This window comes from Arthrobacter sp. B0427-1-12 (genome assembly GCF_059092905.1).
Genome location: NZ_JBNHIC010000024.1, coordinates 55,532 through 67,580 on the forward strand (window position 1 = coordinate 55,532; position 12,049 = coordinate 67,580).

At 65.9% G+C, this 12,049-nt stretch carries 12 protein-coding genes; 9 read left to right on the plus strand and 3 right to left on the minus strand.

What is annotated here, in order from left to right; genetic code table 11:
• Positions 1 to 15 precede the first annotated feature (15 nt).
• Positions 16 to 837 carry a class I SAM-dependent methyltransferase gene (locus AC5RWU_RS14880; RefSeq protein ID WP_494037047.1) on the minus strand — a complete coding sequence of 274 codons (822 nt, stop codon included), beginning with the start codon at positions 835 to 837 and terminating at the stop codon, positions 16 to 18.
• A 57-nt stretch (positions 838 to 894) separates the two neighbouring features.
• On the opposite strand from AC5RWU_RS14880, the gene AC5RWU_RS14885 reads away from it, so the two are divergent.
• Complete coding sequence (locus tag AC5RWU_RS14885) at positions 895 to 1,656, plus strand: phosphoglyceromutase (protein ID WP_494031936.1); 762 nt, start codon at positions 895 to 897, stop codon at positions 1,654 to 1,656.
• Between the two features lie 74 nt (positions 1,657 to 1,730).
• On the opposite strand, the gene phoU is transcribed toward AC5RWU_RS14885, so the two are convergent.
• On the minus strand, positions 1,731 to 2,396 hold the full coding sequence (gene phoU / locus AC5RWU_RS14890) for a phosphate signaling complex protein PhoU (RefSeq protein WP_494031935.1): 666 nt from the start codon (positions 2,394 to 2,396) through the stop codon (positions 1,731 to 1,733).
• Positions 2,397 to 2,632: 236 nt separating this feature from the next.
• On the opposite strand from phoU, the gene AC5RWU_RS14895 reads away from it, so the two are divergent.
• Together AC5RWU_RS14895 and AC5RWU_RS14900 are read left to right on the plus strand one after the other, a co-directional pair.
• Positions 2,633 to 3,781 carry a sensor histidine kinase gene (locus AC5RWU_RS14895; protein WP_494031979.1) on the plus strand — a complete coding sequence of 383 codons (1,149 nt, stop codon included), beginning with the start codon at positions 2,633 to 2,635 and terminating at the stop codon, positions 3,779 to 3,781.
• Entirely contained in the window at positions 3,778 to 4,458 is a 681-nt protein-coding gene (locus AC5RWU_RS14900) for a winged helix-turn-helix domain-containing protein (RefSeq protein WP_494031934.1), read from the plus strand. The genes AC5RWU_RS14895 and AC5RWU_RS14900 overlap by 4 nt, the downstream gene beginning before the upstream one ends.
• A 63-nt stretch (positions 4,459 to 4,521) precedes the next feature.
• On the opposite strand, the gene AC5RWU_RS14905 is transcribed toward AC5RWU_RS14900, so the two are convergent.
• The gene (locus AC5RWU_RS14905) at positions 4,522 to 5,094 is read right to left on the minus strand and encodes a hypothetical protein (protein WP_494031933.1); all 573 of its coding nucleotides are present in this window, start codon (positions 5,092 to 5,094) and stop codon (positions 4,522 to 4,524) included.
• A gap of 249 nt (positions 5,095 to 5,343) precedes the next feature.
• On the opposite strand from AC5RWU_RS14905, the gene AC5RWU_RS14910 reads away from it, so the two are divergent.
• From AC5RWU_RS14910 to glgX, 6 genes are all read left to right on the plus strand, one after another.
• Positions 5,344 to 5,826: a CarD family transcriptional regulator gene (locus AC5RWU_RS14910; RefSeq protein WP_494031932.1), complete on the plus strand. Its 483-nt coding sequence runs from the start codon at positions 5,344 to 5,346 to the stop codon at positions 5,824 to 5,826.
• A 75-nt stretch (positions 5,827 to 5,901) separates the two neighbouring features.
• Complete coding sequence (ispD, locus tag AC5RWU_RS14915) at positions 5,902 to 6,705, plus strand: 2-C-methyl-D-erythritol 4-phosphate cytidylyltransferase (protein WP_494031931.1); 804 nt, start codon at positions 5,902 to 5,904, stop codon at positions 6,703 to 6,705.
• Positions 6,706 to 6,707: 2 nt separating this feature from the next.
• A complete protein-coding gene (ispF, locus tag AC5RWU_RS14920) occupies positions 6,708 to 7,208 on the plus strand; it encodes a 2-C-methyl-D-erythritol 2,4-cyclodiphosphate synthase (RefSeq protein WP_494031930.1) in 501 nt (166 codons plus the stop codon).
• A gap of 107 nt (positions 7,209 to 7,315) precedes the next feature.
• Positions 7,316 to 8,746 carry a cysteine--tRNA ligase gene (gene cysS / locus AC5RWU_RS14925; RefSeq protein WP_494031929.1) on the plus strand — a complete coding sequence of 477 codons (1,431 nt, stop codon included), beginning with the start codon at positions 7,316 to 7,318 and terminating at the stop codon, positions 8,744 to 8,746.
• Positions 8,747 to 8,820: 74 nt separating this feature from the next.
• Complete coding sequence (gene rlmB, locus AC5RWU_RS14930; protein ID WP_494031928.1) at positions 8,821 to 9,804, plus strand: 23S rRNA (guanosine(2251)-2'-O)-methyltransferase RlmB; 984 nt, start codon at positions 8,821 to 8,823, stop codon at positions 9,802 to 9,804.
• Positions 9,805 to 9,810: 6 nt separating this feature from the next.
• Entirely contained in the window at positions 9,811 to 12,000 is a 2,190-nt protein-coding gene (gene glgX / locus AC5RWU_RS14935) for a glycogen debranching protein GlgX (RefSeq protein WP_494037048.1), read from the plus strand.
• Positions 12,001 to 12,049: the final 49 nt, after the last annotated feature.

Here is a 12,049-nt window from a genome sequence, read left to right on the forward strand (position 1 = left end):
CACACGCGCCGCCGATTAAACGCGGGGCGCGACGGCCTCCCACGCTACGGTGATTTCGCCCAGCCGCCAGCGCGAGGGCCCGTGAAGGACCGGCCAGCCCGCCGCCCGGAGCGCCCGGCACATCCCCAGCCAGCGCTGCCGCTTGCCGAAGGACGCCAGCGGCGCCGCTTCCAGCCAGGCGCGGTCCATCGCCCGCAGATACTCGTAGATCCGCTCGCCCGGTATGTTCCGGTGGATCAGCGCCTTGGGCAACCGCTCGGCCACGTCGGACGGCAGCTCGAAGGCCCCGAAGCGCAGTGAGACGGAAAGCGACAGCGGCCCGCCGCCGTCGAGCGCCACCCAGGTGCTGCGGCGGCCGATCTCATCGCAGGTGCCGTCGATGAACAGGCCCTCCGGCGACAACCGGGAGCAGACCAGCCGCCAGGCGCCGGCGTATTCGGACTCGTCGTACTGGCGCAGCACATTGAAGGCCCGGACTATCGCCGCCCGCCGTCCCGGAACCGGAAGCTCGAAGCCGCCCTGCCGGAAACTCAGCCCCGGCCGTTCCAGCGGCTTGGCTGCCCGTACCCGCTCCGGTTCGATTTCGATGCCGATCACCTCCACATCCGGGCGCACCGGATGCAGGCGGTCGTGAAGTTCGACGGCGGTCGTCGGCGCCGCGCCATAGCCCAGGTCGATCACCAGCGGATCTGCGGCGGCCTTCAGCCGCCAGGCCTGCGGCCCGGCCAGCCAGCGGTCCAGCCGGCGCAGGCGGTTGGGATTCGTGGTGCCCCGGGTAATGCTGCCCACCGGTTTGCCCGGTGCAATTCCACCCGTTTTCTGCTGCGCCACCCCCATAGCGTAATGGTTCGGGACGTTTTCACCGGTGCCGCTGTGATGCGGCAAACTAATGGCATGTCTAACAACGCGGCACCTTACAAGCTGATTCTGCTCCGCCATGGGCAGAGCGACTGGAACGAAAAGAACCTCTTTACCGGCTGGGTGGATGTCCCCCTGACGGAGCTCGGGCGCAAGGAAGCGCAGCGCGGCGGCGAGCTTTTGGTGGAGCATGACGTCCTGCCGGACATCGTGTACACCTCCCGGCTCAAGCGTGCAATCGTCACTGCCAACATCGCCCTGGAAGCGGCCGATCGCAGCTGGATCGATGTCAAGCGCGACTGGCGCCTGAACGAGCGCCACTACGGTGCGCTGCAGGGCAAGGACAAGGCGGAAACCCTGGCCCAGTTCGGCGAGGAGCAGTTCATGCTGTGGCGCCGCTCTTACGACACCCCGCCGCCCGTGCTGGCCGATGACAGCGAATGGTCGCAGGCGGGGGATCCCCGCTATGCGGACCTGGGTGACGGTGCCCCGCGCACCGAGTGCCTTAAGGACGTGCTCATCCGCCTGGTGCCGTACTGGGAGTCGGACATTTCCGCCGACCTGAAGGCCGGCAAGACGGTCCTGGTCGCCGCGCACGGCAACTCCCTGCGCGCGCTGGTCAAGCACCTGGACGGCATCAGCGACGAGGACATCGTCGGCCTGAACATCCCCACCGGCATTCCGCTGGTGTACGAACTGGATGCGGACCTGAAGCCCATCAAGGCCGGCGGTACCTATCTGGACGTCGAAGCCGCTAAGGCCGCCATCCAGGCCGTGGCCAACCAGGGCAAGAAGTAAGCGGGGGCCTGCGGCCTCAGGTATGAAGGAGGGCGGTTCCCGTGGGGGAACCGCCCTCCTTCATGCCGCGGTTGCTACGGTGTGGTGCTGGTGGCGCTGGCCTGCCATTCGCCCGTGACCAGGTAGGTGACCTTGCGCGCCACCGAGACCCCGTGGTCCGCGAAACGCTCGAAGTAGCGGCTGGCCAGGGAAACATCCACCGCGGTGGAGGCGGGGGAATCCCAGTCTGGCGCGGCGATGACATCGAAGACGCTGGCGTGCAGCTCATTGATCCGCGCATTGACCTTGACGATGTCGTTGGCGTGCTTCATGTCGCGCGTCTCCAGCAACTGGGTGAGGCTCTGGGCAAGGTCGCTGTCCAGCTTCGCCAGTTCCGCGAACGTGGGCTGCAGTTTCTCGGGGACGACGTTCTCCGGGAACCGCAGGCGGGCCAGCTGTGCGATATGGCGGGCCAGGTCGCCCATGCGCTCCAGCGAGGCGCTCATGCGCAGCGCGCCGACGATCATGCGCAGATCGCTGGCCACCGGGCCCTGCCGTGCGAGGATGTCGATAGCGCGCTCGTCGAGATCGTTCTGCATGAAATCAATCCGGGCGTCCCCGGCGATGACCTCCTGCGCCAGTTCGGTATCGGCGTTCTCGAAAGCGTCGGTGGCCTTTTGGATGGCCTCAGCCACGAGCCGCGAGATCTCAATGAGTTCCTCGCCCACCTGGTGAAGCTCGGCCTGGAAAACCTTACGCACCTTGGGGTCCTTTCGTTGATGAATTCTGCCCCGGTCAAAAGGACAGTCCTGATACGGCAGATTTTCAGCTGCCCATGAATTGTCATGCTCCTGTAGGTGAACGTTAGTTGAACCCCGGCCGCAATTCCATCGAGCGGCAATTTCCGGTCATAAGCTGCGCCTAAGCTAGTAGCGTGGATGCAATTGCCGTCGGCGTAATCGCCGGACTCGTGGGCCTGGCGCTCGGCGTCTTCGGCATGCTGGCTTTCCGTTTCAGCGAGGCCCAGCGCCGCGAACTTGCCGACGTCGAAGAGCCCACTATTCCCGACGGTGCCGCGGAGGTGCTGTCCGTCGTCGGACGCGCCTATGTGATCGTCGACGAGATCGACGGCGTCGTCCGGGCCAGTCCGGCGGCCTACGCCTTCGGTCTGGTGCGCGGCTACACCGTCGTGCACGAGCAGCTGCTGGAACTGACCAGGCTGGTCAGGCGCGACGGCGTCATCAAGGAGCGCCGCTTCGAACTTCCGCGCGGCCCGCTGGGGCAGGGCACCATTATCGTCCAGGTGCGGGTCGCACCGATCGGAGACAGCTATATCCTGCTGCTGGCCGACGACCGCACGGAGATCACGCGCACGGAGGAAATGCGCAACGATTTCGTGGCCAACGTTTCCCACGAACTGAAAACCCCGGTCGGGGCGATCTCGCTGCTGGCGGAGGCCCTGGAGGACGCCGCGGAGGATGAAGACGCGGTGCGCAGGTTCGCCAGGCGTATGCACAAGGAAGCCTCGCGCCTTTCAGCGCTGGTGCAGGACATCATCGAGCTTTCGCGGCTCCAGGGCACCAACGTCGTCGTCAAGGGCCGGCCGGTGGACCTGAATTCGGTGATCGCCGAGGCGGTGGACCGCAACAAGCTGACCGCCGAAAGCAAGGACATCAGCATCGTCATCGGCGGCAGGATCGCCGAACGCATCTACGGCGACCCGGACCTGCTCATGACGGCCTTCCGGAACCTGATCGACAACGCCATCCGTTATTCCCCCGAGGGCAGTAAGGTCGGCGTGGGACTGCGCTCCCGTGACGGTCTGGCGCAGGTGTCCGTTACCGACCAGGGGCCTGGTATTTCCCCTGACGAGCAGGATCGGATCTTTGAACGCTTCTACCGCATCGATGCGGCGCGTTCCCGGCAGACAGGAGGGACAGGGCTCGGGCTGAGCATCGTCAAGCATGTGGTTTCCAACCACGGCGGCGAGGTCAGCGTGTGGTCCCAGCTGGGGCAGGGCTCGACCTTTACCGTGAGGCTTCCCGAAATGGAACCGGGCGAGGAAAGTGGCTCGGTGGAGCCCATCCTGGCCGCCAAGAAGAAAGTGGGCAGCCAAAGTGCCCAGAATAAAGGAGTGACCGCTTGAGCCGCATTCTGATTGTCGAAGACGAAGAATCCTTCAGCGATCCGTTGTCTTACCTGCTGGGCAAAGAGGGATTCGAGGTCGAGATCGTCGACAATGGGTTGGATGCCATTACCGAATTCGACCGCGCCGGCGCCGATCTGGTGCTGCTGGACCTGATGCTTCCGGGCCAGTCCGGTACCGAGGTGTGCCGCCAGTTGCGCCAGCGTTCCAACGTTCCGGTGATCATGCTGACGGCCAAGGACACCGAGATCGACAAGGTCGTTGGGCTGGAACTGGGAGCGGACGATTACATCACCAAGCCGTACTCCTCGCGCGAGCTGGTGGCCCGGGTGCGTGCCGTCCTGCGGCGCCAGGGCGAGCCGGAGGAACTGATCTCGACGACGGTCCAGGCCGGTCCGGTGCGGATGGACATCGAGCGCCACGTGGTCAGCGTCAACAGCGAGCAGGTGTCCCTGCCGCTGAAGGAGTTCGAGCTGCTGGAGATGCTGCTGCGCAATTCAGGGCGGGTGCTGACCCGCGGCCAGCTGATCGACCGGGTATGGGGATCCGACTATGTGGGGGACACCAAGACGCTGGACGTCCACATCAAGCGGCTGCGCGGCAAGATCGAGCCGGACCCATCCCAGCCCCGCTATCTCGTGACTGTGCGCGGACTCGGCTACAAATTCGAACCGTAAACGCACGGAAGGGCGGTACCCCGCGGGTACCGCCCTTCCGCGGCTATCAGCGGGAGGAATGGCTCAGTGGCCGGTTCCAGCCTCGGCTTCGCCTGCGTGTCCGTCGGACTCGGCCGTTTCCGCCGGCTCCGCAGCGGGTTCGGTGCTGCCGCCGGGAACGTACTGGGCGTACTCAGGCAGGGTGCCGTCGACCACGGGGACCTGGAGTTCCTCGGACTCGGATTCGACCGTGACCGTGACCGGCACCAAAGAGCCGGGAATGCCGCCGGCCTGCGCCAGCACGGCTTCGCCTTCCGTCTCGCCTTCCGCCGCGTCATCGAAGCGGTATTCGCCGTTGGCGGGAACCGTCACCTGGGCGGTGCCGCCGTCGACTTCGAAGGACAGCTGGACGGGGGAAGCTGAGGTGTTGAGCGCGGTGCCGATGATGCGGCCGGGGCTGGCCTCATTATCGGCAACGATCAGGATGTTACGCAGCTTGACGTCGCCAACGTTGCGCACAATGCCGTCGGAGGCCGCGTACTGCTTGGTAGTTGCCTGCTCGTTGATCGTGCCGCAGCCAGTGGCACCCAGCAGGGCCAGCGCCGCTGCGCCGGCGGCAACAGCGCGCTGCACGCGGGTCTTCGGTGCAAAACTCACAGAGATACTCCTAGAAAGGCGAAGGGGTTGGTGACTTTTGGATACAAGTCAACAGCGAGTTTATCTTGAACTGCCCAAAATCCTTGCTTCGAAACCCCTTCTGCCGAATGTGGCATGCATCAAATCCCGGATCCGTCAAGGGTTGGTGAGGGGCCGATTCCGCTCCGATGCTGGCGCTGACTAGCGCAAACGCGTCCGGACGGTTCCTTAATCGTGATAAACTGGCTTGCGGGAAAGGGGAATGTCCACATGGTTTTTGAGGTTGGCGAGACGGTTGTTTACCCTCACCACGGGGCGGCGAAGATCGAAGAGATCAAAATGCGCACCATCAAGGGCGAAGAGAAGATGTATCTCAAGCTTCGGGTGGCCCAAGGTGATCTGACGATTGAAGTTCCAGCAGAAAACGTAGATCTGGTTGGCGTTCGGGACGTTGTGGGCAAGGAAGGACTGGAGCATGTCTTCGACGTGCTCCGTGCCGAGTTCACGGAGGAGCCCACCAACTGGTCCCGCCGGTACAAGGCTAATCTTGAGAAGCTCGCGTCAGGCGATGTCATCAAGGTTGCGGAGGTCGTCCGCGACCTTTGGCGCCGGGATCACGACCGCGGCCTTTCCGCCGGCGAAAAGCGGCTGCTGGCCAAGGCCCGCCAGATCCTGATTTCGGAACTGGCCCTGGCGGAAAAGACAGACGAAGAGCAGGCAGCCAGCGTCCTGGACGAAGTCCTGGCATCATAGGAATCCTTACAGCTGCGGCGGCAGGCCTTCGGGCTGGCCGCCGTAATTGTTTAATGCCCGTTGTACGCTGGGCTGGTGCCAGCATCAACAGAAACTGCAACAGATCAGTCCCGGAGCGCCCGGCGACTGGGTGTCATCATCGTTGCCGGGGGATCCGGCGAACGCCTAGGCTACGGCCTGCCCAAGGCTCAGGTGCCGCTGGCGGGTGAACCGATGCTGGCCCATGCCCTGCGGGGTGTCCTCTCCTCCGAGGTCGCCGCGGAAATCGTCGTCGCTGTGCCCCGCGGGGACACCATATTGCGCCAGGTCTGCGCCGCGGCCGGCAAGAACAGCAAGGACGGCCCGGTCATCACGGCGGTCAACGGGGGATCCTCCCGCGCGGATTCCGTACGCGCCGGACTGGCCGCCCTGGGCGCCGGGATTGACGGCATCCTGGTGCATGACGCAGCCCGCGCCCTGACCCCCGCGGCCGTCTTCGAACGGGTGGGACACGCGCTGGCCGAGGGTGCCAAGGCGGTCATCCCCGCCATCTCAGTCGTGGACACGATCAAGACTGTCGCCTCCACGGACGCGCAGGATGCCCACCTGGCGCCGGAACTTGTCACCGGCACCGCCAACCGCGCGCAACTGCGCGCCGTGCAGACCCCCCAGGGGTTCGACGCCGGCACCCTCCGCGAGGCGCACAAGGCGGCGGAGTTCTTCAATGACGAGCAGGCGGCCGCTATCACGGACGACGCGATGCTGGTCGAAATGATGGGCACCCCGGTCTATGTGGTTCCCGGCTCCGTCCGGGCGCTGAAGATCACTACGCCGCTGGACCTTGTGCTGGCCGAGGCCCTCCTCGCCGGCGAATATCCGCACCGGTTCCTGGAAGGCTGACGGTGGACGATTTTCCCTGGCCCGTGCCGAGGACGGGCATCGGCATCGATGTGCACGCTTTTGCGCCCGAAGACCAGCCGCGGCCGCTGTGGCTGGCCGGGCTGTGCTGGGACGGAGAGCGCGGGCTGGCCGGACATTCCGACGGCGATGCTGTCGCCCACGCAGCCTGCGATGCGCTCTTCTCCGCGGCCGGCCTGGGCGATCTGGGCACGCACTTCGGCACGGACCGGCCCGAATTCGCCGGTGCGTCCGGCACCGTGCTGCTTGCCGAGGCCGCACGGATCGTCCGGTCAGCGGGATACGGCATTGGCAATGTGGCCGTGCAGTTCGTTGGGAACCGGCCCAAGTTTGCGCCCCGCCGCGCGGAAGCGGAGGCAGCGCTCAGCGACGCGGCGGGCGCGCCGGTCAGCGTTTCAGCCACCACCAGTGACGGACTTGGCTTCACCGGCCGCGGTGAGGGCATCACCGCCGTCGCTACCGCTGTCGTTATCAAGCGCACCTGACCGCCCCGCCCCCGCTGGCTCAGCAGCAGGCGTTCATAGCAGGCGGGAAAAGGACGTGGCCTGCGAAGCGAACGCGGGGGAGGGGCCGTTTCGGTTAGCCTAGAGCAGTGAGCCTGAGATTCTATGACACCGCAACCGCAGAAATCCGCGACTTCGTTCCGCTGATTGAGGGCAAGGCGAGTCTCTACTACTGCGGTGCCACGGTGCAGGGCATGCCGCACATCGGACACCTGCGGTCGGCGCTGGCGTTCGACCAGCTCACCCGCTGGCTGCGCTACCGCGGCTTCGAGGTGACGGTTGTCCGCAATGTCACCGACATCGATGACAAGATCCTGGCCAATTCGGCCGCCACCTTTGAGGACCCTGGCGTTCCCAGCGAGGAATGGTGGGCCCTCGCCTACCGCTTCGAGCAGGAATTCGAGGCCGCCTACGACGCGATCGGCGTCGAACGGCCGACCTATGAACCGCGGGCCACCGGCCATATCCCGGAGATGCACCAGCTGATCCAGCTGCTGATCGACCGCGGGCACGCCTATCCGGCCCTTGATGATTCCGGCGATGTGTACTTCGACGTCCGTTCCTGGTCCAAGTACGGCAGCCTGACGCGGCAGAACATCGACGATATGCAGGCCGCCCCGGACGCCGACCCGCGCGGCAAGCGGGATCCGAGGGACTTCGCGCTGTGGAAGGGGCACAAGGCAGGGGAGCCGGAGACGGCGGCCTGGCCGAGCCCCTGGGGCACCGGGCGCCCCGGGTGGCACCTGGAGTGCTCGGCGATGGCCAGCAAGTACCTCGGCACCGGTTTCGACATCCACGGCGGCGGGCTGGACCTGCGCTTCCCGCACCATGAAAACGAGATGGCGCAGTCCCAGGCTGCCGGGCACAGTTTCGCCAATTTCTGGCTGCACAACGGCATGGTCACCTACGAGGGCGAAAAGATGAGCAAGTCCATCGGCAACACTGTGAGCCCGCAGGACATGCTGGCCACTGCCCGCCCGCTCGTGGTCCGCTACTATCTCGGCCAGGCGCACTACCGCTCCGTGCTGGACTACCGGCCCACATCGCTGGCTGAGGCCGCGGCCGCCGTCGAACGCATCGAGGGGTTCATGGCGAAGGCGACGGCGAAGCTGGGCGCCTCCGGTGCGGTCAAGGCGCCCGCTGACTTCGAAGCGGCGATGGACGACGACCTGAACATTCCGGCCGCCCTGGCGGCCCTGCATGAGGCTGTGCGGCGCGGCAACACCGCGCTGGCGGCAGGGGACGACGACGGCGCCCGCGCCGCCCTGGATGACGTCACCGCCATGACGGCGGCCCTGGGCATCAACCCGCTGGCAGCGCAATGGCGGACCGGCGAGGGCAATGCCGCCGAGCACGCCGCGCTCGACTCGCTGGTGCAGGCGCAGCTTGCCGAACGCGCCGCCGCACGGGCCGCGAAGGACTGGGCACGGGCTGACGCCATCCGCGATACCCTCACCGCCGCAGGAATTCTGGTCGAAGACTCCGCGGACGGTGCCAACTGGAGTGTCGAGTCCCGCTAAACTGAGGAAACACAAGTGTATTTCGCGTTGACCGGACAGGCTGGACGCGCACCGACCAACCGAAGGTAGTAACGATGGCCAACAAGGGGCGCCCCGGCGCGATCCGCAAGCAAAAGAAGGGTCCCACGACCGGCACCGGAGGCCACGGACGCAAGGCGCTGGAGGGCAAGGGCCCGACACCCAAAGCGGAGGACCGTCCGTACCACAAGGCGTACAAGAACAGGCAGCTTGCCGAGCGCTCGGCCGCCAAGCGCCAGGCCGGCCGGCAGGGCTCCGGACCCCGCGGCCGGAGCAAGACGGCAGAGGAAGTCGTTACCGGCCGCAATTCGGTGGTCGAGGCATTGCGGGCCGGAGTTCCGGCCAAGGCCCTCTATGTCGCCGTCCGTGTGGAGATGGATGACCGGGTCCGGGAGTCGCTGAAGATTGCCTCCGAGCGCGGCATTCCCGTGATGGAGGTGCATAAGCCGGAACTGGACCGCATGACGGACGACGCCGTCCACCAGGGCCTGGTGCTGCAGATCCCGCCGTACGAGTACGGGGATTCCATCGACTTCGCCCAGGAAACCGTGGCGAAGTGGAAGAAGGGCCACATCGGCAACGCGCCCTTGTTCGTTGCGCTGGACGGAATCACCGATCCGCGCAACCTGGGAGCCATCATCCGTTCCGTTTCCGCCTTCAGCGGCCACGCCGTCGTCGTTCCCGAACGCCGCTCGGTGGGCGTGACCGCCGCTGCCTGGAAGACCAGTGCGGGTGCCGCGGTGCGCGTGCCCGTCGTCAAGGCCGGCAACCTGAACCGGACGCTCGAAGCCTTCAAGGACCTGGGCATTTTCGTCCTGGGTCTGGACGGGGACGGGGAAGTGTCGCTGCCGGACCTGACGCTGGCCAAAGAGCCAGTCTGCATCGTGGTCGGCTCCGAAGGCAAGGGCCTGTCTCGCCTGGTCCGCGAGAACTGCGACCAGATTGTCTCCATTCCCATCGATTCCGCGATGGAATCGCTGAATGCCTCCATGGCGGTGGGTATCAGCCTGTATGAAATCTCGAAGCAGCGTTCGGCCTAGGGAGCTATGACAAGCATCTTGTCAATGGAACACCGCGGAGAATCCCGGCATCCTTCGCGGCCGTTTCCGCTGGGGATCAGCGAACACATTCCCGCTGTCCGTGGCACCGGCGGCGTGGTCAATGTGGCGGTGTATGCTCCGGATATCGAGACGATCGATATCCACTTCCAGACATCCGACGGCACCTGGTCCGTGGCTGCGCTGGAGGACTGGACCGACGGCGTCCACCACGGAACGGTCCGGGGTTTCCACCACGGAACGCGCTACGGCTTCTGGCCGCGGTCTGCCGACGCGCAGGCCCGGCGGCCGGAGCAGTTGCTGCTCGATCCGTACGGCAGGGCTATCGACGACGGAACGACCTTCGGCGACCAGACCGCACCCGAGGAGGCAGGAGCCGCGGAACGGCTCTCCGCCGTGCGCAGTTCCAAGGAGCGCCTGAACCAGGCACTTGCTCCGATCCGTTACCTGTCCGTCTACGTGGACTCCGGTTTCGACTGGGGAACGGACCGGCTCCCGCAGATTCCGCTGCGGGACACCGTCATCTACGAGGCCCATGTCAAAGGCCAGACGATGCTGCACCCGGACATTCCGGAGGAACTGCGCGGAACGTATGCCGGCTTCGCCCATCCCGTGATGATCCGGCATCTGACCTCGCTGGGCGTGACCGCAGTCGAACTCCTTCCGGTGCATTTCCATATCGACGAGCCGCACCTGCAGGAACTGGGCCTGACGAACTACTGGGGCTACAACACCCTTGGCTTCTTCGCGCCGCATCCCGACTACGCCACGAAGGAGGCCCAGGCCGCCGGCCCCAAGGCCGTGCAGGACGAATTCAAGGAGATGGTCAAGCGGCTCCACGCAGCCGGACTGGAAGTCATCCTGGACGTCGTCTACAACCACACGGCAGAAGGCGGCCAGGACCGTCCGGCACTGTCCTGGCGCGGCCTCGCCGGGCAGCAGTACTACCGCCACGACGGCCAGGGCCGGTATGTGGACACGACCGGCTGCGGCAACACGGTCAACTTCGGTGAGCCGCGCGTCGTCCAGCTGGCCATGGATTCCCTGCGCTACTGGGTGGAGGAATACCACATCGACGGATTCCGGTTCGATCTGGCCGCGGCTCTGGCCCGCGACGGCAATCACCACTTCAACCCCCGCCATCCATTCCTGCTGGCCGCATGCGCCGACAAGGCCCTGCGCGGTATCAAGCTGATCGCCGAACCTTGGGACGTGGGCATGGGCGGCTGGCAGACCGGAAACTTCCCGCCCGGCTGGGCCGATTGGAACGACCGTTTCAGGGATACCGTCCGGGACTTCTGGTTGGTGGACCAGGCGGCGCTGGCCCAGGGCGGCCAGGGCGGTTCGGTGGCGCGGCTGGCGGGCTGCCTGGCCGGTTCAGCCGATGTTTTCGCCGGTTCCGGGCGGACGCAGCTGGCCTCCATCAACTTCGTGACGTCCCACGACGGTTTCACGCTGGCCGACCTGACGTCCTACGACCGCAAGCATAACGAGGACAACGGCGAGGAAAACCGGGACGGCAGCAACGAAAACCGCAGCTACAACCACGGCGTCGAAGGACAGACCGGGGACGAAGCGGTACTCGCTGCCCGCGCGCAGACCGCCCGGAACCTGATGGCCACGCTGGCCCTGTCTCTGGGCGTGCCGATGATCACGGCCGGCGATGAACTGGGCCGGACGCAGCTGGGCAACAACAATGCCTACTCGCAGGACAACGAAATCAGCTGGCTGGACTGGCAGGTGGACGAGTATTCCCGGGACATGCTCCGGGCCACCACGGACCTGTTCCGGATCCGGCGGGATTTCCTGGACAACCAGCCGCGCAGTTATCCGGCGCGGCCAGACAGCTCCTACATGCTGTGGTTCAACGCCCAGGGCCAGCCGATGACCCCCGAACAGTGGACGGATCGCGGCAACCGCGTGATGCAGCTGCTCATGGGGTCGCCGGACGGACTGCTGGATGGCCTGCTGGTGATCAACGGCGGCCTGACACGCGCCCCGCTTGCCCTGCCCGACGCCGCTGTCCTGCGCGAGTTCGGTGTGGCGGACGGGCGGGCGCGGATGTTCGAGCTGCGCTACAGCACCAGCGACCTGGAATACCGGCGGCGCGGTGCCCGGATCCGCACCGGCGAGAAGGACACCATCGCCGCGAACTCCATCAGCATCTACCGGGCCTGACGCCTGGCGGAAACTGCGACGGCGGCACCCGGTGAATCCACCGGGTGCC

Bases quoted from the DNA above. Each gene is read 5' to 3' on its own strand.
- AC5RWU_RS14880 (WP_494037047.1), bottom strand. From the start codon at position 837: ATGGGGGTGGCGCAGCAGAAAACGGGTGGAATTGCACCGGGCAAACCG.
- rlmB (WP_494031928.1), top strand. From the start codon at position 8,821: ATGGCCAACAAGGGGCGCCCCGGCGCGATCCGCAAGCAAAAGAAGGGT.
- AC5RWU_RS14910 (WP_494031932.1), top strand. From the start codon at position 5,344: ATGGTTTTTGAGGTTGGCGAGACGGTTGTTTACCCTCACCACGGGGCG.
- AC5RWU_RS14885 (WP_494031936.1), top strand. From the start codon at position 895: ATGTCTAACAACGCGGCACCTTACAAGCTGATTCTGCTCCGCCATGGG.
- glgX (WP_494037048.1), top strand. From the start codon at position 9,811: ATGACAAGCATCTTGTCAATGGAACACCGCGGAGAATCCCGGCATCCT.
- AC5RWU_RS14895 (WP_494031979.1), top strand. From the start codon at position 2,633: ATGCTGGCTTTCCGTTTCAGCGAGGCCCAGCGCCGCGAACTTGCCGAC.